The organism is Halochromatium glycolicum, from assembly GCF_016584085.1.
Taxonomy (GTDB): Bacteria; Pseudomonadota; Gammaproteobacteria; order Chromatiales; family Chromatiaceae; genus Lamprobacter; species Lamprobacter glycolicus.
Genome location: NZ_NRSJ01000029.1, coordinates 24,438 through 45,682 on the forward strand (window position 1 = coordinate 24,438; position 21,245 = coordinate 45,682).

At 65.0% G+C, this 21,245-nt stretch carries 17 protein-coding genes; 12 read left to right on the top strand and 5 right to left on the bottom strand.

The features are described 5' to 3' along the window. Positions 1 to 22 precede the first annotated feature (22 nt). On the bottom strand, positions 23 to 145 hold the full coding sequence (locus tag CKO40_RS24960) for a hypothetical protein (protein ID WP_276570822.1): 123 nt from the start codon (positions 143 to 145) through the stop codon (positions 23 to 25). Positions 146 to 336: 191 nt separating this feature from the next. Next, a complete protein-coding gene (locus CKO40_RS15145) occupies positions 337 to 3,345 on the bottom strand; it encodes a transketolase (RefSeq protein ID WP_200347102.1) in 3,009 nt (1,002 codons plus the stop codon). Between the two features lie 544 nt (positions 3,346 to 3,889). On the opposite strand from CKO40_RS15145, the gene CKO40_RS15150 reads away from it, so the two are divergent. The 4 genes from CKO40_RS15150 (at position 3,890) to CKO40_RS15165 (ending at position 8,948) form a co-directional block, all read left to right on the top strand. Continuing rightward, positions 3,890 to 4,879 carry a DUF2333 family protein gene (locus CKO40_RS15150; RefSeq protein ID WP_200347104.1) on the top strand — a complete coding sequence of 330 codons (990 nt, stop codon included), beginning with the start codon at positions 3,890 to 3,892 and terminating at the stop codon, positions 4,877 to 4,879. 300 nt (positions 4,880 to 5,179) lie between these two features. Next, positions 5,180 to 6,637: a hypothetical protein gene (locus CKO40_RS15155; protein WP_200347106.1), complete on the top strand. Its 1,458-nt coding sequence runs from the start codon at positions 5,180 to 5,182 to the stop codon at positions 6,635 to 6,637. Between the two features lie 211 nt (positions 6,638 to 6,848). Beyond that, positions 6,849 to 8,618: a B12-binding domain-containing radical SAM protein gene (locus CKO40_RS15160; RefSeq protein ID WP_200347108.1), complete on the top strand. Its 1,770-nt coding sequence runs from the start codon at positions 6,849 to 6,851 to the stop codon at positions 8,616 to 8,618. A 177-nt stretch (positions 8,619 to 8,795) separates the two neighbouring features. Beyond that, positions 8,796 to 8,948 (top strand): DUF2256 domain-containing protein, encoded by a 153-nt coding sequence (locus tag CKO40_RS15165; RefSeq protein ID WP_200347109.1) that lies wholly within the window; start codon positions 8,796 to 8,798, stop codon positions 8,946 to 8,948. A gap of 699 nt (positions 8,949 to 9,647) precedes the next feature. Here CKO40_RS15165 and CKO40_RS24425 read toward each other — a convergent pair. Both CKO40_RS24425 and CKO40_RS15175 read right to left on the bottom strand, forming a co-directional pair. Beyond that, a complete protein-coding gene (locus CKO40_RS24425; RefSeq protein WP_242477074.1) occupies positions 9,648 to 10,418 on the bottom strand; it encodes a fasciclin domain-containing protein in 771 nt (256 codons plus the stop codon). 214 nt (positions 10,419 to 10,632) lie between these two features. Continuing rightward, positions 10,633 to 12,819 carry a patatin-like phospholipase family protein gene (locus tag CKO40_RS15175; protein WP_200347110.1) on the bottom strand — a complete coding sequence of 729 codons (2,187 nt, stop codon included), beginning with the start codon at positions 12,817 to 12,819 and terminating at the stop codon, positions 10,633 to 10,635. Positions 12,820 to 12,896: 77 nt separating this feature from the next. On the opposite strand from CKO40_RS15175, the gene CKO40_RS15180 reads away from it, so the two are divergent. Next, positions 12,897 to 13,721: an AraC family transcriptional regulator ligand-binding domain-containing protein gene (locus CKO40_RS15180; RefSeq protein WP_338074191.1), complete on the top strand. Its 825-nt coding sequence runs from the start codon at positions 12,897 to 12,899 to the stop codon at positions 13,719 to 13,721. On the opposite strand, the gene CKO40_RS25405 is transcribed toward CKO40_RS15180, so the two are convergent. Continuing rightward, a complete protein-coding gene (locus CKO40_RS25405; RefSeq protein WP_420827385.1) occupies positions 13,645 to 13,836 on the bottom strand; it encodes a type II toxin-antitoxin system RelE/ParE family toxin in 192 nt (63 codons plus the stop codon). The two genes, CKO40_RS15180 and CKO40_RS25405, sit on opposite strands and share 77 nt — an antisense overlap. Positions 13,837 to 14,357: 521 nt before the next feature. Here CKO40_RS25405 and CKO40_RS15190 point away from each other — a divergent pair. From CKO40_RS15190 to CKO40_RS15220, 7 genes are all read left to right on the top strand, one after another. Next, positions 14,358 to 14,606, top strand: coding sequence for a type II toxin-antitoxin system prevent-host-death family antitoxin (locus tag CKO40_RS15190; protein WP_200347113.1), 249 nt, complete (start codon positions 14,358 to 14,360; stop codon positions 14,604 to 14,606). After that, positions 14,606 to 15,031: a type II toxin-antitoxin system VapC family toxin gene (locus CKO40_RS15195; protein ID WP_200347114.1), complete on the top strand. Its 426-nt coding sequence runs from the start codon at positions 14,606 to 14,608 to the stop codon at positions 15,029 to 15,031. Before CKO40_RS15190 ends, CKO40_RS15195 begins: the two co-directional genes overlap by 1 nt. Positions 15,032 to 15,826: 795 nt before the next feature. Then, positions 15,827 to 16,102 (top strand): AbrB/MazE/SpoVT family DNA-binding domain-containing protein, encoded by a 276-nt coding sequence (locus CKO40_RS15200; protein WP_207173670.1) that lies wholly within the window; start codon positions 15,827 to 15,829, stop codon positions 16,100 to 16,102. 4 nt (positions 16,103 to 16,106) lie between these two features. Further along, the gene (locus CKO40_RS15205; protein WP_200347115.1) at positions 16,107 to 16,469 is read left to right on the top strand and encodes a type II toxin-antitoxin system PemK/MazF family toxin; all 363 of its coding nucleotides are present in this window, start codon (positions 16,107 to 16,109) and stop codon (positions 16,467 to 16,469) included. Between the two features lie 401 nt (positions 16,470 to 16,870). Beyond that, positions 16,871 to 18,826: a DUF4914 family protein gene (locus CKO40_RS15210; RefSeq protein WP_200347117.1), complete on the top strand. Its 1,956-nt coding sequence runs from the start codon at positions 16,871 to 16,873 to the stop codon at positions 18,824 to 18,826. A gap of 11 nt (positions 18,827 to 18,837) precedes the next feature. Next, positions 18,838 to 19,785: a hypothetical protein gene (locus CKO40_RS15215; protein WP_200347119.1), complete on the top strand. Its 948-nt coding sequence runs from the start codon at positions 18,838 to 18,840 to the stop codon at positions 19,783 to 19,785. Continuing rightward, on the top strand, positions 19,782 to 21,239 hold the full coding sequence (locus tag CKO40_RS15220; protein ID WP_200347121.1) for an L-lactate MFS transporter: 1,458 nt from the start codon (positions 19,782 to 19,784) through the stop codon (positions 21,237 to 21,239). The genes CKO40_RS15215 and CKO40_RS15220 overlap by 4 nt, the downstream gene beginning before the upstream one ends. Positions 21,240 to 21,245 lie beyond the last annotated feature (6 nt).

Below are 21,245 nucleotides of genomic sequence, written 5' to 3' on the forward strand. Positions count from 1 at the left end.
AGGCCCGCTTAGGAAGGCCCGCTCAGGATTTGGCGGCCTTGCGCTCGTCGAACCGGCCCTTCCCCTGCGTGTCGGCCTCCTCCTGCTGTTCCAGAAAGGCGCGCTCGGCGCCGGTGATCAGTGACGCGTTCTCTTCGTCGACCAATGAAAGCCTCGGGGCGATCGCCAGGCCCAGTCGCTGGGCCCAGTCGCTGGGCCCAACGATCCTCGTCGGTGGTCTGCAGCGCCTGCGTTGCCTCTGAAGCGCAGCAGTCCGCTGCATCCGCCGGAGACGGCGATTGCTTTTCCGAGCTGAAGGTCAAGACGGGGGATCAAGATTGAGGATCAAGACGGGGGTCAAGCCGCCACTGCGAGCGCTTCGCGCTCGATCTCCTGACCCGAGATCCGGTGACGGTCCATGAGCGTCTCCGGTTCACCGGAGCGTGGCTCGCCGGTCACACCGAGCCGGAAGACCCGGCCGAGCCGGCCGACTTGCGAAGCGACCGCATCGCCGAGACCGCCGTCGCGATTGTGGTCCTCGATCACCAGCAGGGTGCCGGTCTCCTCGGCCGCGCGCTTCAGGGTCGGCACGTCAAGCGGCTTGACCGAATAGGCATCGATCACCCGGGTGCAGACCCCCTGCTCGCGCAGCCGGTTGCTGGCCTCGAGCGCCGTATGGACGGTGATGCCGGCGGCCACCAGCGTGAGCCGGTCCTCGGTCGATTCGGCGAGGGTCTTGCTGCCGCCAATCTCGAAGGGCTCGTCGGACTGGTAGAGCACCGGCGTCTTGCCGCGGGTGGTACGCAGATAGACGATACCATCATGCTCGAGACCGGCCTCGGTCAGGCGCTCGGCGCTGACGGCATCGCTCGGATAGAGCACCGTGGTGCCGTTGAGCGCCCGAAACATCGCGATGTCCTCGAGCCCCATCTGCGATGGCCCGTCCTCGCCGATCGAGACGCCGGCATGGCTGCCGCAGATCAGCATGCGCGGCTGCTGCGAGTGGACCGCCATCCGGATGATGTCATAGGCCCGGGTCAGGAAAGCGGCGAAGGTCGCGACGCAGGGCCGCTTGCCGCTGGCCGAGAGGCCGAGCGCCGCACCGAGCATATTCTGCTCGGCGATCTGCGCCTCGATGAACCGTTCGGGGAACGCCTTAGCGAACTGCTCGGTCTTGGTCGAGTTCTTCACATCGCCGTCAAGGACGACCAGGTCATCGAAGCGGCTGCCCAGTTTCTCGAGCGCGTTGCCGAAGGCAGCGCGGGTGGCCACCTCGGCACCGAGCTCATAGTCGACCTGCAATGGGGCCTGAGTTTGCGCCTGCATGCGCTCGCTGGCCGCCTGGGCCTTGGCCGCGGCCGTCGGCTCGCCGGCCGCCAGCCGGCGCGGCTCGACCAGCACACGCACATCGGGCTCGGCGATCTCGGCGAGGGCCTGAGCCAGCTTGTCGTCGTCGAGGGCCTTGCCGTGCCAGCCCTCGGCACCCTCCAGGAAGGACACGCCCTTGCCCTTGACGGTGCGGGCGATGATCGCGGTCGGACCCGGTTCCCGCGTGGCCTTGAGCGCCGGCAGGATGGCGCCGAAGTCATGGCCGTCGATCTCCAGCGTGCGCCAGCCGAAGGCACGAAAGCGTCCGGCCAGCACCGAGGTGTCCTGTCCGTAGGGGGCCGGGCCGCTTTGCTCGAGGCCGTTGGCATCGACGATGGCGACGACCTGCTGGAGCCGCTGATCCGCGGCGAACTGCGCGGCCTCCCAGACCGAGCCTTCGGAGCACTCACCGTCGCCGAGCAGGCAGAACAGCCGAGCGCCGATCCCGTCCAGCCGGTCCGCCAAGGCCATCCCGTTGACCGCGGCGAGGCCCTGGCCCAGTGAGCCGGTCGCGACCGGAATCCAGGGGTTGCGCGGGGTCGGATGGCCTTCGAGATCACTGTCGACCTGCCGCAGGGTCAGCGGGTCGGAGTCGATCGCGCCCGCCTCGGACAAGGCCGCCCAGAGGATGGGCGCGGCGTGGCCCTTCGAGAGCAGGAAGCGGTCCTGATCCCGGGCACCGGGCGCGTTCGGGTCCCAGCGCATCTCGTGGAAGAACAGGGCAGCGACCAGATCAGCACAGGATAGCGACGAGGTCGCATGGCCGGAGCCGGCGCGGCTGGTCATCCGCAGTGCCTCGGCGCGCAGCCGGTTGGCGGCGCCGACCAGCGGCGTCGCGCGCTCGGCCTCCTCGGTCCGCTCGATGCGCTGGGTGAGTCGCTGCAATAGCTGGTCATAGGGGTCGATGAACTTCTGCACCCCTTCGGCGACCAGCTGATGGGTGATCGCATCGAGGTCGATCTCGAGTGTCCGCTGCAGTCGCTCCAGCACCGCAGCCGCCTCGTCGGTGCTGCCCGCCGCCGAGACCTCGATCCAGCCGTGATCGTCGAAGGCGTCCGCGGTCGCCTCTGGCATGGTCGAGATGGTCTGCGGCAGGATCAGCGACTCGATGTAATGGGTATCCGACAGGTCCGGGTCCTTCGTGCCGGCGCTGGCCCAGACCAGCCGCTGCGTGCGCGCCCCCGCCTCGGCCAGACGCTGCCAGCGCTCGCTCGCGGTCAGCTCGACGAATCGCGCATAGGCCATCTGGGCGTTGGCCACTGCGGTGCGCCCGAGCAAGGACTCCGCCTCGGTGACGATGCGCTCATCGACCTGCGGATCGATGCGCTGACGCAGCTCGCGGTCCACGGCGGTATCGATCCGGCTCAGGAAGAAGCTGGCGACCGACGCGACCGTCTGCAGATCCTTGCCGTCGCGCAGACGCTGCTCCATGGCCCTGAGATAGGTCTGCGCGGTCTGCTCGTAGGCATCGAGCCCGAACAGCAGCGTGATGTTGACGTTGATCCCATCCACCAGCAGCGCCTCGACGGCATGCAGGCCCTGCGGCGTGCCGGGCACCTTGATCAGCAGGTTCGGACGTCCGACCCGGTCCCAGAGCTCGCGCGCCTGACGCAGCGTTGCGACCGGATCGTAGGCGAGGTGCGGCGAGACCTCGAGGCTGACGAAACCATCGAGCCCGTCGGTCGCCTCATAGACCGGCAGCAGCAGATCGCACGCATCGCGCATGTCATCGGTCGCGAGCCGCTCGTAGACGGACTCGGCAGCAACCGAGCCGTCGTCGTCCGCGAGGGCGTCGATCGCCACGGCGATACGGTCGTCGTAGGCAGAGGAATCGCCCATGGCCTTGGCGAAGATTGCAGGATTGGAGGTGATCCCGGAGAGACCCTGCTCGCGGATGCGTGAGGCAAGCCGGCCGTCGTCGAGCATGTCGCGGGATAGGCTGTCGAGCCAGAAGCGCTGGCCGTGATCGTTGAGCTTGGCGAGTTGACGATTCGGCATTCCGCACCCCTCGATGATTCGAATGACAATGACTAAGGCGATTTCTGTCAAAGCTCATACCGCCTTGCTGGTCTTGTCGCTCGCCTTCTTCGTCGCGCCGCCGGTCACATAGCCCGGCTATGCTCCCGGCGACGCTCCTCGAAGGCAAACGAAAATCCTACGCAATTCGGTACGAGCTTTTCCGGCAATCGCCTAACGAGTCGGGATGAGCGGGTTGGCGCTCTAGCGGCCAGCCCCGCCCGAGTCCAGGATGCCAAGCAAGACGAAGGCCACCTCGCTGGAGGGACCAAGGCTCAGGGCGATCGCGAGCAGGTCCGTAAGATTCCGTAAGATCCAGGGCATCAGTGGGGCCAATGCCCCAACCGACGGTGCATAGCGCCCGCTGACGCACAGGCTGCTGATACGCGGAGTCTGTAGTATGTTCTCGTTCGCTTGTGTTCTAGTTCGCTTGTGTTCTAGTTCACCCTGTTCTGAGCGCATGGTCTGAGCAAATGCTGTGATCGAAGCGCTCGATTTTCCTCAACAGCCCAAAGGAGGCTAGATCGTGACGGAAGCGAAGAAAAGCCCGCTCAAACGGTTCCTAGCATGGTTCGGCAAACAGACGGTGCTCTGGTCCGGTCTGATCATCGGCATCCCGGTGCTGCTCGCGGCGCTCTGGATCGGCGTGCTGATCTGGGTCTGGGATACCCCCACGATCAACGAGCAGTTTCAGGACCCGGACAACGCCAACCTCAATCGCTCCGAGAAGGGCGCCCTGCTGGCCGAGGCCATCACCTATCAGTTCCGGCGGCGACTGAACGAGCAGGGCGGCTGGGTTCCCAACGATCTGATCATCTTCTTTGAGCGCAACGCCGCTTGTGCGGCCGGAATCAAAGGTGAGCCGGGCGGCATCTGGTATGTGACCACCGAGATCTTCGAGGTCTTCGCCGACCGCACCGCCCGCACCGGCGGCTCGTCGCAGGACGACCCGCGTTTGACGAACGCCGCCAAGAAGTTCAACTACGATCCGCGGCGCTGGGGAATCTCCTGGCTCGGCGGCGCCGACTCCGAGCACGAATATGCACTCGGCTTCGAAGACTTCGACAGCTACGTCAACGACCTCCGGGCCGGTCAGGCTGTCAGCAATGTCCGCCCGGACGATTTGGCCGCGCTGCTCACCGAGCTCGGCGGTCAGAACGGGGCGATGGACAAGATCTATTCGCGTCTGAATGACGCCGCCAAGGTACCGCCCGAGGAGCGCCGCCAGCGGGTCTATTCGGCCATCTGCGCCTCGGCGGTCTCGGCGGACACGCTCGCGGCCATTCGGTCCGCCTACGGGCCGGATTTCGACCAGGATGCGCTAGTGGGGCTCGACGAGGCGATCCAAGAGCTCTACCGCGTCTCGCAGCTGTATCCGCCGATCGTCCTGAACGGCGCCGACGACAGCCTCTGGCTCGTCAACCATGCCCGCAACATCGCTGCGATGATGTCGGCGACCTTCGACCCGATCCTTGACACGGCCCGCTCGCTGCCCGGCGGCGAGGTCGCCCGCTAGCGGCAGCGGAAGATGAGCACCACAGGCCCCTGGAGGCCGATGGCCATCTGCGCTGTGAAGTCAGACAGGACGAGCTGATCGCTCAATACCCCGCCGAGAAGCGGGAGGGTGTAACCTTCCGGGCAATGATGCACCTTGCCGCGTGAGAGGTGAGATCGAGGAGAGCAACCGATGGGCCGGTGCAGAGACACCGGCTCCTTCTGCGAAGGCGGCGGCGGCATGTGTTCCGAAGGCAGCCTTGCTGTTCCTGACGGAACCGGTGACCCTCGCTCCTCGCCGCATACTGTTCGGAGGGCGGCAGTGGACCCGCGGGACGCCGTCAACCCACCTTCTGCACCCCCTGCAACGGGCGCCACCCCATCCGACTCGGAGACCACCGCTCGTCAGGCCATCGATATCGGCCTGATCGCGGTGATCTGCGCCTACATCATCACCGCACTCGTCGGACTCCCGCTCTTTCAGGACGGTGCCTGGTACTTTTTCAAGATCGCCACGCTTGGCGTAGCCGAGCCCCCCAACCTGCGTTACACGGCGCTGCTGCCCCAGTTGCCGACCATCTGGACCGCGCCCTTGCTCGACGACGCGGTGATGCTGCGGCATCTGTTCTCGCTGAGCTATGTGGCATTGCCACTCGCTTCTTTGCTGGCTTGCTGGCTACTCGTTCGGCGCCGGGCACCGGCGCTGATGCTGTTTCCGCTGCTCTGGTTCCTGCTCAACCTGGTCAATTTCTCGGGTGTCTCAGAGCTGTTGTCGAGCCTTTATCTGACTTGGCCCTTGGTGCTGGCGATGCTCCTCGCCCCCGAGCGGACCTGGACCTGGGTCTACGCCGGAGTCACTGCGCCGATGCTCACAGCCCTGCATCCGCTCGCGTTTTTACCGGCGTTTGCATTGGCCTTGCTCGCTGCTGCGATCGCCTGGCTGAGGCCGCGCCTGCGACGGCCTTGGGGGCCGCTCGCCGGTCTGCTATTGGTCACCGGGTCGTTCCGACTGATGTGGACGGCTATGGGCGCCAACAGCTACGAGCGCGGACGATTACAGACCGATTCCGCGATCAATTACCTGATGACCGAGACCCCGGCCCAGCATCTACTGCTCGCGGCAGTGTCGTTGCTCGGCGTCCTGCTGGCAGCAGGGATGCTCGCAAACGGTAAGGTGCGTGACGGGTGTCTGCGGATCGCTGGCGCGATTGCCTGGCTGTTGCCGGCGGTCGTGGTCCTGATCGCTCTGGAAATCCTCAATGGAGAAGGCATCAAGCTCAAGGCGGGCCTGAGCTTCGTCGTCGGACTGGTGCTGATGGGCCTCGGCTCGGCGGTCGTGCTTGCGCCTTGGCTACCCCGAGGTCCCGGCATCACGGCCACCGAAACGCTCCACAATGGCCGAATCAGGATCGCCGCGCTCATCGTCACCTGCATGGTCACGCTGCTGTTGGCCAAGTCCGCCGCATGGTGGACCGCGACCCGGGGGCTGCAGAACCTATTGGGCGAGGCCGACACGGACTGCATTACGCTGAGCGCGACCGAGCCCTTTGGACTGCAATGGCCGTGGATGGCCATCATCGACGATTGGGCCACGCCGATGAATGCGCTGGCGTTCCGTCCCTACCTGGTACTGCAGCCCGAGCGGGGTATCGAGCCGGTGCCGCTGCTGCTCCGTCATGACCGTTGCGATATCGCCCGAAAGACCGGGAAGGTGTATCCGACCTCGTGGATCGAGCGCGACATCGAGGTCGTGAACGCCCGATTTGGGCCGCTCCGATAAGAGCTCAGCTCAAGGCTACTGGGGTTCCGTGTCGACGCCACCGAAACTGGCATAACAGGAGCCGCTTGCCTAAAGAAGGGCCGCCGACTACTGTTCGTGAACGCCTTTGGGCCGTCGCGAGCCCGAACCAGGATCATCGCACCTTTACAGCTGACCACGACGATAGGACATCTCATGCAGAAGAGCTTAACGAAACGCTGCTGACCCCGTCATGTCGACCTCCCGAGCCGGTACCTTCAGGCTGCTGCTGATCAAGCCTTCCCATTACGATGACGATGGCTACGTGATCCAATGGTGGCGATCGTCGCTGCCATCCAACAGCCTTGCCACCATCTATGGCATCGCGCTGAACTGCATCGCGCAGCAACCACTGGGCCCCAAGGTCGAGATCGAGCTCCAAGCGATCGACGAGACCAACACCCGCGTCAGGCCCGGGCGCATCACGCGCAGCATTCGGCGCGCCGGTGGACAAGCCCTGATCTGCCTAATCGGCGTCCAATCCAACCAGTTCCCCCGCGCCCTGGACCTGGCGCGGCAGTTCCGCGCCGATGGTCACCCAGTGATCATCGGCGGCTTCCATGTCAGCGGCTGTCTGGCCATGCTTCAGGAAACGCCGAGGGAATTAATCGACGCTCAGGAGGCGGGTGTCAGCCTCTTCGCGGGCGAGCTGGAGGGGCATCTTGGGAGGCTGGTTCAAGACGCAGCCGCGGGCGCGTTGAAACCCGTTTACGACCACCTGAACGATCTGCCGGACCTAACGGATCAACCGACCCCTTACCTGCCGCCGGAACGCGTCCAGCGCACGATGGGCAAGCGCGCCAGCTTCGACGCCGGGCGAGGCTGCCCTTATCTGTGCAGCTTTTGCACGATCATCAACGTGCAGGGCCGCAAGTCGCGCCATCGTTCGGCGGATGACGTCGAACGGCTGATCCGCGCGAACGCCGAGCACGGCATCGATAACTTCTTCATCACCGACGATAATTTTGCCCGCAACCGCAATTGGGAGCCGATCTTCGACCGGATCATCGCCCTGCGCGAATCCGGCATGCCGATCCGGCTGGTGATTCAGGTCGACACTCAATCCCACCGCATCCCGCGCTTCATCGAGAAGGCTGGCAAGGCCGGCGTCACCCGCGCCTTCCTCGGCATGGAGAGCATCAATCCAGACGCCCTGAAGCAGGCGCGCAAGGGTCAGAACAAGACCGCTGACTACCGCGCCCTGCTCCAGGCATGGCATGCCGCCGGCGTGCTGACCTACGCCGGCTATATCCTGGGATTTCCTGACGATACCCCGGACAGCATCCGCCGCGACCTCGAGATCATCAAGCGCGAGCTGCCCATCGACATCATGGAGTTCTTCATTCTCACCCCGCTGCCCGGGTCCGCAGATCACAAGCGCTTGGTGGAGGCCGGCGTCGCGCTCGATCCGGATATGAACAACTACGATACCCAGCATGTGACCATGGCACATCCGAAGATGACCAAGGAAGAGTGGGAAGGGATCTACCGCGAGGCATGGGACATCTACTACACGCCTGAGCATGTCGCCAGGATTCTACGACGAGCCCGCGCCTGGGGCTACGAGCCGAAGCAGATGATGGACAAACTCTTCGCCTTCCACGCACCGGTGATCCACGAGAACGTCCATCCGCTGGAGGGGGGACTGATCCGACGCCGCTGCCGCAAGGATCGGCGTCCCGGATTCCCGCTGGAATCGCCTCTAGCCTATTACCCGAAGCAAGCCTGGGAATTCATGACGAAGTACTCGCGCGTGCTGCGAATGCATAGCCGCTACAAACGCATCATGGAACGGGTCATTGCGGAGGAATGCCTTGCGATCCAGGATGACGTCGCAATGCTCCCCGTCTGTGCTGGCGGGGAGAAGAGCCTTCAACTGATCGCTGCCCCGGCAGCTGAAAGACAGGGCTCATGGTCCCCAGTGTCGCTGCGGGTGCAGGCCGAACGAAAACAGGACGGTTAAGCCTGCGGCGGCTGCCGTAGCGCAGGGGCGCATGCCGTCGGTCTTTGCGCCCCCTAGTATTGCCAGGGGAGCGTCCAGACAGAAGGCTGGGCGATTTATTTTCAACGATCACGGCAGCCGCCGTGTCGCGCCTCAGGGCTAGCGTCAAGATCGGAGACGCGCGCCGGACCCATGATCATGAGCCATCGCAAGCCGCACTTACCCAGGAAGGTCTGCCTGCATTGCGGTCGCCAGTTCACCTGGCGACGACGCTGGGCACGTTGCTGGGATGAGGTGCGCTACTGCTCGGAGCGTTGCCGTCGCGGACGCCGACAAAAAGACTCGAGCTAGCGCTCACCACCGATACCTGACCTCGAAACGGATCGTTTTCGTCGGCTTTGAGCAGCCGCTGATGGCTGCAGCGACAAGCGATGGTATGGCGTTGGCTGCTGTGCCGCCGGTCAAAGTATCAAGATCCATAGTGCAGCGAGGATCGCGAGCCACTGCGCCCCGTTTAGGCGATTGCCGGAAAAGCTCGTACCGAATTGCGCAGGATGTTCGTTTGCCTTCGAGGAGCGTCGCCGGGAGCATAGCCGGGCTATGTGACCGGCGGCGCGACGAAGAAGGCGAGCGAAAAGACCAGCAAGGCGGTATGAGCTTTGACAGAAATCGCCTTATTGCGACACTCAACCCGTGCAGGCGCTTGAAGCGAACGCCGGCGCCAGGCTCACCAGCGAGATCGGCGTCGCGAGCGTCGTTGATTTTTGGCATTAACACTTGCCGCGCCAGCACGAATCCGAGCAACGCGAGGGCACTGAGGACCGCGGCCCACCCGACTCCGCTACCGATTCCAGGTAGCAGAAGCAATAGTGCAAGCTGCCGGAAACCGTTCCGATGTCTCGCTCGTTGGGAAGCCGCACCTCGATGAGTCGGCGACCTTGAAAGACTCTGCCGAATCCGTTTCAGCTCCGACCGATCGCCATAAGCCGTGGTCGGCCGCAGAGCAGCCGACCAGGTGTTGTCGCCCCCCTGTAGCGGAAGGGAGCTCGCCTATTCCGGCATGAGCACGGTATCGATGACGTGGATAATGCCGTTGCTCGCCTCGACATCGGTCGTCACGACGGTCGCATCGTTGACCTTGACGCCATCTGTGGTGTCGATCGAGAGGTTGCCGCCCTGCACCGTCGTCGCGCTGTTCAGAGCCGCAACATCGGCCGCCATGACCTTGCCCGGGACCACGTGGTAGGTCAGCACTGCTGTCAGCTTCGCCTTGTCGGCAAGGAGTGCATTGAGCTGGTCCTGGGGGATCTTAGCGAACGCGTCATCAGTTGGCGCAAATACCGTGAACGGGCCCTCGCCCTTCAGTGTATCGACCAGATCGGCCGCCTCCAGCGCCGCGGCCAGCGTGCCGAAGCTGCCGGCGCCGACGGCGACGTCGACGATATCGCCTGGGGCATCGCCGGCCGCTTCAGCGGTCGAGGTCTTCACGAGGCTGGGCTGCTGTGTGCCCCAGTACATCGCCGGATGGGCAACTATCGGCCGCCTCATCGGCATGCCATTGTAGTGATCGTACCCACTGGACTCCGTCAGCATGCGGCCGTGAGGATGACCTTGGTAGCCAGCAGCCATGTTGCCGCAGTGGCTGCCTGCAGCGGCCTGCTCAGCAGTTCCGACGCTAAGGCCGAGAGCGAGTACGACACCAACAGTCAGTGTGGTCTTTCGAAGGGTCATTTGCGATTCTCCGAGCAAGGTGAGTTGAAGCGACTGGAGGCGAGTCGCATTCGCCTGCCCGGAAGTTTTGTTCATGTTTTTATAAAGCAATACCTACCCGTTCCAGTTTTTGAACATAATTCCCATCGCATCTGTCGAGGTTCTGAGCCGGCCCCGAGCACAGCGGGTCCGGCCCGCAGGGAGCCGGAAAGCGGTTGGAGACCGACTGAGCGTTGCCGCCGGAGGCCCTTCCGGCAGCCTGACCGAAGGCGATTTTCACCTCATGCCGAGCTTGCATGGGGCGAGCATACGGACAGCGAATCGGTTATGGCTTGCCGAGGATAACGTAGCCTGAGGTATCGCCCTCGCCCGAGAGCCCAAACCCCAGGAAGAAGGGGCCGAGCCAGGTGTCGGCTCCGAAGAAGAGACTGCTGCCGTAGCGGGTCTCGCTAGGGTTGAGCTCATCGACGACGTCCCACTGGCGCCCGACCTCCAGTGATCCGCCGACATAGAGGCCCTTGCCGAGCGGCGGGGTCAGCGTGGCCAGCTGATGCTGAACCATCAGGCTGCCAAAGGCGTAATCGTTGCCGCGGAACTGCTCGTTGGCGTAACCCGAGAGCTTGAGGAAACCACCAAGCGGGAACTGATCGTAGTATGGCATCGCATCGCCAAACGCCGTTCCGCCTCGCAGGTTCAAGGTCAGTGTGTTGGGGCCTTGGCTGACGGCCGTGCCGGCCTTGATCTCGGTTCGGAAGTACTGCTCATCCGCTCCCAGCGATTCGAGCGGCGCGAACAGGCTGGCCTCGACGAAGTCTCCACTGCGCGCCAGCCCGCCACTGTCGCGGGTGTCGTAGAGCAGACGGCCGCGAAGACCGGTCTCGTTGTTCTGCACCTCCGGGACCAATGGGGACCCGGTGTCCACACTCGCATCGACCTGGCCGGCCATCAGGCCGAGCCTGAGCTCGGCGAAGCGGCCGAGGGTCGCGCCCAAGTCCAAGCCGATGCGATAGCGAGCCACGTCGTAGCGGGCCACCCGATCGCCACCCAGGAAGACGCTGAGCGGCAGCTTGCCCAAATCGATGTAGGGCGCGACGAAGATGCTACGTGCGTCATTGAACGGCTGATAGAACTCCGAGAACAGTTGGGGCTCGTTGCCCAGGTTGATGGTGCTCAGCCATTCGCCGCCCAGCGTATTGATCCAGGTCTGGCGATAAGTCGCGCGCAGCCCAAAACGGTTGTCGCCCTCGAAGTCGCTGGTGAGGCCGAGGCCGAAGCTCAGGTACCCCGGGCCCCATGCCTTCTCGACGGCATCGACGATCAGCAGGTTGCGCCCGTCCTCGCGCTCGATGCGGTAGTTGATGCGCTCGAAATCCCCGCGTCCGTAGAGGCGGTTGAGGTCGCTCTCGAGCTGGGAGCGATCAAGCGGCTTGCCCCGGTGCCTCTCGACAATAGGCTCAAAGAGATCCGCGCCGACCCGCTCCAGACCGACGACACGGACCTCATCGATGCGCTCGACGGGCTGTCGGCGACGCTCCACCGACCGACGCCAGGCAGCATACTCCTCTGGGCTCACCCCAAGGCAGGCGAGCTGGTCCGAGACCCGGCGCGCGGCCTCGACGCCGGTTGCGATCGCCTCGCGCCCGCGGTTGAAGTCGCCGGAGCCGATATCGCCGAGCTGCGGTCGGACCAGGATGTCCCGCCTGGGATCGATCTCGGTCAGCGAGCGTTCCTCATTCTGCGCGAACACGAAATTGATCATCTGCCCGATGCTGCCGAGCACCGTACTCAGTTGCTCTCGGGTCGGCGGGTCCGAGTCGAGCTTGACCACGATGAGCCTATCGACCCCCATCGCACGCGCGATGTCGACGGGGAGGTTGCGCACCAAGCCACCGTCGACATAGATCCGACCATCGGTTTCCAAGGGCGCGAACACGCCTGGTACGGCCATGCTGGCGCGCATGGCGAGCGGCAGAGGTCCCTGGTCCAGCACGACCATCTCACCGGTCTCGAGGTCCGTGGCGACGGCCCGAAATGGGATCGGCAATTGATCGAAGTGCTCGACACCCTCGGCGCCGTTGGTGAGCTGGCTCAAGTACAGGAGCACCTCCTGACCTGAGATCGCCCCCTTGGGTAGCCTGAACTTCCCATCGCGCCGGCCAATGGAGAAGCCGAAGGTCGGACGCAGACTCTCTTCCTTACGGCGCATCGGCCACTCGGCCCGCGGTGGGTCATCATCGAAGAGCTGGTTCCAATCGACAGAGGTGACCGCTTCATCCATCTCGGCGGCGGTGAGACCGGATGCGTAGCCGCCGCCGACCAGCGCCCCCATACTCGTACCGGCAATCGCGGCGATCGGGACACGGAGCTCCTCGAGGACCTGGAGTACACCGATATGGGCCGAGCCCTTGGCGCCACCGCCGGCCAGCACGAGACCGATCCGGGGGCGTGAGCCGTCATCCGCGGCAGCTCCAAATGCTGCCACCAAACACAGTGTCGCGAAGGCGCGTCTCATGATCTCTCCTGTCCAACTGCAGCGTCCCAGGCTGGACCTGCCCCACTGCATTATCGCAGCGAATAGGGGATGCGGAGATCAGAAAACGCGCGGGCACCCGCCCGGAGTTGCTTCAGCAAACGGCCGCGGGCATCCCGTTCAAGCGGGCCTCGCGCCGAATCGAGCTCACCGGCCAGTCTCTGGACACCGAACAGCTCGGCTTTCAGGTCGGCTGCCTCACACCGATCGACGTCCTCGGCCCCTATGGCCGAATACTTGCGAGGGCTCTGACCCTTCACCAATACCTGCAGCAGGGAATCGGACTCTACCGCTCAATTGTGACAGGACAGACGGTTTGGTTATCGGCGAATGGCAACCGCGTCCGGGTCAACCTGATGGCACCTTGGACGCTCAGCCCTGGCGATTGTCAGGCACGTTTGAACTTCCTGGCTATCACCATCGCCAACATTAGACGCTTCACAGGTCCGCTCTGGAGCCCAAGCGAGCTCTGCTTCGGCTTCAACCCCCGCGAACCGCTCCCCATGGACGTCTTCGGCGACTCGCTCCTGGTCTATCGGCCGGGACGAACCTACTTCGAATTCCCGCGCACACTGCTTCATCTAAGAGCTCGAAACAGTAAAATGCGGCCGCCCCCAGGGCCTGCTGACCTGCCCGAGCCCTTGCCGAGCGATCTCGCGGGCCTGGTGGAGCTGCAGATCGCGTCTTTGCTCAGCGGGCGTGCACCACCCGTGGACCTCATCGCCGAGTCGCTCGGGACGAGCCGGCGCAGCCTGCAGCGGGGCCTCGCCCAGCAGGGCATCAGCTACACCGATCTGCTGACCAAGGTCAGGCTGCGCCGGGCAGCAGAGTGGCTGGAGCGCAGCGAAAAGCCAGATAGAAGATCAGATATGCCGACTGCTTGATCGGCCAGCTGCGCAGCCCGGGGATGCCCAGCAGGTCCGCGTAGCGCCGAGAGCCGATGGCCGGATGCGTCGCGAGGGGGCGCAGTGCGTCTTTGAGCTGCTCGGCAAACTCCATGGCCAAGCGCGGTCCGCCTTTGGCACGCAAGTACGCAAGGATTGCGTCGATAACTTGGCAATCCTTGCCAAGGCTAGCACGGATCGTCGCTCGCCGCGCCTTCCGGACCGTCCATGGATTGATCTTCGGGCGCCCAACGCCGGTCCCTTGCGCGCCAAGCGGTGGAGTTTGGGGAGCAAAGCCCCGGGCACGAACTAAGGCGATTGCCGGAAAAGCTCGTACCGAATTGCGCAGGATTGTCGTTTGCCTTCGAGGAGCGTCGCCGGGAGCATAGCCGGGCTATGTGACCGGCGGCGCGACGAAGAAGGCGAGCGAAAAGACCAGCAAGGCGGTATGAGCTTTGACAGAAATCGCCTAATGCCCCCTGCGATGGGCAGCATCGTTGCTCTCGTCTCCATGGTCCCGCCCTGCGCGGGATACCTGGGTCTAAGGCTTCGGCCGGTCGGGTGAACCCGACATTTGCCCACGATTGCCGGATGTAGTAACGTAGCTACAATGGACCCTGCCTCAGAGGTGAGCCCGTGACCCGCATCACCAGCCGCGAATTCAATCAAAGAACCAGCGAGGCAAAGCGGGCGGCCGACCGTGGTCCTGTGTTCATCACGGTCCGAGGACGCGCCAGCTATGTCCTGCTGTCTATCGAGGACTATGACAGGCTTGCCCGAACAGACCGCAACATCGCCGATCTGCTGTCCATGCCCGGCGTAGAGGAGATCGATTTCGAGCCGCCGCGGCTGCTTGATCGCCCTGAAACGCCCGACCTGGACTGATGTTCCTGCTCGATACCAACGTCGTCTCCGAGTTGCGCAAGGTCCGCTCCGGCAAGGCCGATGCGAACGTAGCGCAATGGGCCGAGCAGACCCGGGCGAACGCACTGTTTCTGTCAGTCATTTGCTTGCAGGAGCTGGAGATCGGCGTCCTGCTGATCGAGCGCAGAGACGTAACCCAGGGGAGGCTGCTGCGGGCTTGGCTCGACACGCATGTCCTCCCGGCGTTCGCCGGCCGAATCCTCCCCATCGACCTGGCCGTTGCCCGGAGCAGTGCCAAGCTCCACATTCCGGACCCGCGACCGGTGCGCAACGCCCTGATCGCCGCCACCGCGCTGGTTCACGGCATGACGGTCGTCACCCGAAACGTCATCAACTTCGCGCCGACCGGCGTGCCAATCCTCGATCCTTGGTCGACGAGGGCATAGGGCGGATACCGGTTCGGTTTCGTCCAGCCGCTCCAGACAGGCGCCGGATCGCCCTGTCGCGCGCTCGAAGAGTTGCGGTCGAGGAGCGGCTCCGGGCAGCTGTGTGCGCTCGCAGCCAAGCCAGTCGAGCGCCTCCCCTACCTCATGCGCACCTGTTCGGTGATGGTGGCGACGGCCTCCGGCGTCAGGTCAGCGGCGGCGCGAAAGCGTACGGATTGCAGGCCGTCATCGGCCTCCTCGACCGGCTCGATCACGCCGTCGATGACGCAGCAATGACCAATCCGCCGGGAGCCGATTTGGGCGTCCGATAGGGCGTGCGAGGCGCGCGAACCCGGATGGTCTCGTCATAGTCAACATGGCGGTTGAGGGAGGCTTTGAGGCGGGTGTTGTCTCCGTACCCCGTGCAACCGAGCCCGTCCCAGACCCGGGTGGGGCAAAAGGCTTGGCGGCGCGCAATATCAGGGCATCGCCGTGATCCGCGATGATGAGTTCGGGGCCGGGCCCACAGTGGTGGCGCGCCCGCAGCTCACTCCGGATCACGATCTGGCCCTTCGTCGACAACCGCGCAGTATCCCTTTTCCAGGTCCTTGGTAAGACGTGGAAAGACCATGCTAGAACCAGCCATCACAACCCCCCGTCACGCCGCGATCTGGGTCATTGCGCTTGGCGGTCCCCGTTGCACGGGGAGATGCTCGACGCCCAGACCGGTGGGGCATGGTGATCCAGGCCAGGCATTCTTGGCCCTCGAGCACCTCCAGTGTTTGTGCGGGTTAGGGCGTCCAGCGAGTGGGGGCATTGACCCGGCCGCAAGCCGCAGGTACCGTCGACAAGGACTTTCCTTACCGGAGCGATGTCGTGATTACGAGCAAACTAACGAGCAAGGCGCAGACGACCATTCCGCAGGCCGTCCGCGCCGCGTTGAATCTGCACGAGGGCGACGAGCTGGAATACCGGCTGGAAGCGGGTCGGGTGATCCTGACCAAGCGGGCCAATGAAACCATGGACGACCCCTTCCGCACCTTCGACGAATGGCACTCGAACGCAGACGCAGAGGCTTACGCAGAGCTTTGAGCCGATGCCGACGTTCATCCAGGGTGATGTCGTCAAGGTGCCGTTCCCGTACACCAGCCGCCCGACACGTCAATCGCGCCCGGCACTCGTCATTTCCGCGGGCGCTGTCACAGATGGCAATGCCACCGGCTTCCACCTCATCTGGGTGCTGATGATCACCAGCGCGCAGAACCGCGGCTGGCCCGGTGATGTCGTGCTCGACGATCTGTCCGGCACCGGGCTGCCCGCCCCGTCCGTGATCCGCACCGCCAAGATCGCCACCATCGAGACCAGGGACGCGACCCGGCTCGGGTGCATCGGCGACGCCGTGCGCGCCGAGGTCCTCGGGCGACTCCGCGACCACCTCGGCATCGGTCCAGCTCCGTGATGGCGCACGCCTGAAGCGGCGGCACAGGTACGCTCAAGCGCCAGCGGCTCGGGATCGCCTGTATCCGACCTGGGTCCGGCGCCGACGTCCCTCGAGGAGGAAGGGGTCGCCTGGCGGGCGCCGATCTACTATGGCAAACCGCACACCGCGCGGCTAACGAAGGCACTACGTGTTGGTGCTGAGCAACACATCGAGAAATACGAAGCTTTGGAAGACTTTGTCGAAGTACTTGACGCCTCACCGGGCGACGCCGATCGATATGATCGGGACTAGCCCACCTTTCAGAGACGCGACCGGGACCGCCGTTCAACGGCAGCCCAGCATGGGCTGGTCTTCCGGGGACTGCGGCCCGCCACCTTGCCTTGTTCCGATCGTGCCTGCGTCCACCTTGGAGCCCAACTATGTCGCCTTCTGATCTACCGCCACCGCACCCGAACTGGTCTGCGTCGATGACGCCTCAGGCGCGCCGGCTGCTTGATCTGCCCCTGCCGCCCGAGACGCGATCACTGCTCTCGGCCGCTCCGAGCGTCACCCTGGCCGGGTCGCACGAGGACCTCATTGCCCTCGCCGTGCGTGATGCGCGCGACGACGGAATCCATGAGGTCGACTACGAGGTACCGGGGATTGGCCGCGTCGTCGAGGCCAATGTGTGCCAAACCCGCAATGGCATCTCGGCGAACTACATCGAGCCCTATATGCGTCGGCGCGACCCCGATTGCATGGTGATCGGCGATGATCGCCCGACCGACAAGACCACCTATGTCGAGCGCTTTGGGGCAGCTTTCGATCCGGTGCGCGAGGAGACCTTCGAGTGGCTGAAGACCCAGCGGCTCGCGGTCTTCGCCTTCTATGCCGGCTTGCCGAGCCCGGCGACCCAGGCGCTGGTGATTGCCCCGGACAATGCCGGTTTCTTCGCGCTCGGACTCGCGTTGCTGCAAGGCATCGTGCCGGTCGAGGACCTACCGGACGACTTCCAGCCTAAGGCCGTCATCTATGTCGCACCGCCGTTTCGGCACACCCATTTCGAAGGCCGTCAGGTCGTGGTCCACAACCGTCGCGACAGTCTGCACGAGGTCTTCAGCTACAACCTCTACCCCGGCCCGAGCGCCAAGAAGGGCGTCTATGGCGTGCTGCTCAACATCGGCGAGGAAGAGCGTTGGGTCACCATGCACTGCGCGACGGTGCAGGTGGTCACGCCCTACGAGAACAAGGTGGTGATCTCGCACGAGGGCGCCAGCGGCGGCGGCAAGAGCGAGATGCTCGAGTACGCGCATCGCCGCCCCGATGGCACCCTATTGATCGGCCGTAACCTCGAGACCGGTGAGAAGCGCAAATTCACCCTGCCCAAGGGCTGCGACCTGCGTCCGGTGACCGACGACATGGCCCTCTGTCATCCGTCGCTTGAGAAGGGCAACGGCAAGCTCACGCTGATCGATGCCGAAGAGGCCTGGTTCGTGCGCTGTAACCATATCGACCGCTACGGCACCGATCCCCATCTCGAAGCGCTGACGGTCCACCCGCCCGAGCCGCTGCTGTTCCTCAACATCGAGGGCCGCCCCGGCGCGACGACGCTGCTCTGGGAGCACATCGAGGATGCCCCGGGGGAGCCCTGCCCGAACCCGCGCGTGGTCATCCCGCGCAAGATCATCCCCGACGTGGTGCGCGGGGCCGTCGATGTGGACGTCCGCAGCATGGGCGTGCGCACCCCACCCTGCTCCGCCGAGCGGCCCACCTACGGCATCGTTGGCCTGTTCCATCTGCTGCCGCCGGCGCTGGCCTGGCTCTGGCGGCTGGTGGCCCCTCGCGGCCACGCCAACCCCAGCATCGTCGAGACCGCCGGCATGACCTCCGAAGGCGTCGGCTCCTACTGGCCCTTCGCAACCGGCCGCATGGTCGATCACGCCAACCTGCTGCTGAACCAGATCATCGAGACGCCCGAGGTCCGCTACGTGCTGATCCCGAACCAGCACATCGGCGTCTGGGAGGTCGGGTTCATGCCGCAGTGGATCGCCCGCGAGTATTTCGCGCGTCGCGGCGGCGCCCGTTTTGCCGCCAACCGGATGCGCCCGTCGCGCTGTCCGCTGCTGGGCTACAACCCCGGCAGCATCATGATGGAGGGCAGCACGATCGGGAACTGGTTCTTCGAGGTCGAGCACCAGCCCGAGGTCGGCCCGCAAGCCTATGACCAGGGCGCCGCGATCCTGACCGAGTTCTTTCACCGCGAGCTCAAGGCCTTCCTCGGGCCGGACCTGCTGCCGACCGGGCAGCGGATCATCGAGTGCTGCCTCGAAGGCGGCAGCCTCGAGGACTACCAGCGGTTGCTCGATCTGCCCTTCCTGGAGCCGGACGAGACCTGAGGGGCGTCTGGTTGGAGCAGTTCGATTTCAGGCTGAACCGGCACCAGCCCCGCACCTTCGATAACGCACCCGAGACCCTGAGGCGACGTGTCCTTGGGGTCGATTATCTGCATCTGCGCGGCAAGCAGTCGGGCGACCTCTATGTGACCCGCCATGGATGGCCGGTGCTGGAGTCGATCGTCCCGTCCCAATGGTTCGTCGGCGACCGGCTGCGCAAGGTCGGCCGCCAGCTTGCCGGGGCGACCGGTGCGGTCTATCGGGTGCCGGTCCCGCACAAGGCACGCTCCTGTTTCGCCTTGGTGGTCAAGTTCAGTCGCTTCGCTCAGGAGGCACTGGTCTCGATCGAGCCGGACGAGCCGCTGGATTGGGCCGAGCGCGATCGGATGGCCGTGAGCGAGTTCCTCTCCCCGTTCGAGGAGATCGCGAACCTGGAGCACTTGCGCGCCGCTGCCGGCGTGCAGATCCCGACCAAGGCGCCGCTCGCGATCTACTCCCCCGCCACCCGCTATCTCGACTGGCAGCTCGGCCGCATCGATCACCGTCGCTGGTGGTACGATCGCGTCCTCGCCGAGGATCAGGCCGAGCAGCCCGAGGACGCACGCGTGGCCTACGACTGGGAACGGCTCTACGTGCTGCTCTATCGCTGGATCGACGGTATCGATGCCGAGACCGCCTGTCAGCAGGGCTATCTGACGCGTTCCGAGCTGCGAGCGCTCTACCAGGAAGCACGGGACGCGATGCGTGAGCGCGGCTGGGACGTGCTCGATCATAAGGCGCGGCATGTCATCGTGCGCCCGGATGCGGAACCGGGCCGGCTGGTCCGTCGCCGCGGCCGGACGCTCTGGGCACTGGTCGATTACGAACTGCTCGTGCCTTATCCCGCACCCGGCGCGCAGACCCTGCAATCGCAGCAGAGCCAATGCGCCTCGGACCAATCACGACAGGGGGACACCGCATGACAACAAGACCGGGCGACAACCGTTGGGTGGTCGTCGCCGGCGCGCTGATCATTCAGATGAGCCTGGGCGCCGTCTACATCTGGAGCGTGTTTCAGACGCCGCTGCTGGCCCAGTTCCCAGGCTGGTCCGAGACCCAGGTGACGCTGCCGGCCCAGCTCGTCATCGCCGTGTTCGCGGTCGCCGTGATCCTCGGCGGGCGCCTCCAGGATCGGCTCGGGCCACGCCTCGTCGGCACCGTCGGCGGGCTGATCCTCGGGCTCGGGCTCATACTTGCCGGGCTGACCAACGATTTCGCTGAGGGTCCGGCACTGGCTTGGCTGGTCGGCACCTATGCGGTGCTCGGCGGCCTCGGCATCGGCATGGCTTATGTGTGCCCGGTCGCGACCTGCGTGAAATGGTTCCCGGACAAGCGCGGGCTCATCACCGGCCTGGCGGTCGCCGGCTTCGGCGCCGGCGCCTTCTTCTTCGCGCCCTTGGCGCGGGCGCTGATCGGCGGCGGCGACTACGAGCTGTTCGGGATCGCCCTCTTCCCGCTGCCCCAGGCCGGCGTCTTCGACACCTTCATGGTGCTTGGCGTCATCTTCCTGACCGCCGTTGTGCTGGGCGCTCAGCTCCTGCGCAATCCGCCGGCGGGCTATTGTCCGGAGGGCTGGACGCCGCCGGCAGCCACCAGCCCGACCCCGTCCCAGACCGATTTCTCGCCCGGCGAAATGCTGCGCACCCCGACATTCTGGCTGCTGTGGGTGACCTATCTCGCTGGCAGCACGGCCGGGCTCATGGTGATCATGAAGGCGGCCCCGATCTGGGAGGCCTTCAGCCTCTCGGCCGTCGCCGAGGTGCCGGTCTCCTACGAGCGCTTCGCCACCATCGCCTCCGCCGCCGCGATGGCGGTGGCAGTGCTCGCCCTGTTCAACGCGGCCGGGCGCATCCTCTGGGGACGGGTGTCTGACACCATCGGTCGCAAGCAGACCTTGATCCTGATGTTCGTGCTCTGCGCGCTGGTCCTGTTCGCACTCGATTGGATGCGCCTCTACCCGTTGTATCTGCTCGGGGTCTCGCTGGTCGCGCTCTGCTTCGGCGGGTATCTGGCGCTCTACCCGGCGATCACGGCCGACTACTACGGCACCCGCCACATCGGTGTGAACTACGGCCTGCTGTTCACCGCCTACGGCAGCGGCGGCCTGCTCGGTCCGTTCCTGGCCGCGGTGCTGCTGGAGACCGCCGGGGGCGTCGAGTATCAAGCGCTGGATGCGGGCGGGGTGCTCACCACCCGCGTCTTTCAGCTCGGGGAGTACGATGCCGCCTTCCTCGCTGCCGGGCTCCTCTGCCTCGGCGCCGCGGTGCTGACGCTAGCATTGCGGGCACCCGCACGCGGCGACTCGCGTCTGGGCACCGCGGAAGCGACTGCAACGAGCGGAGCACCCCCCGGCGTCCCTGCCTATGAGCAGTCCTGATGGTGG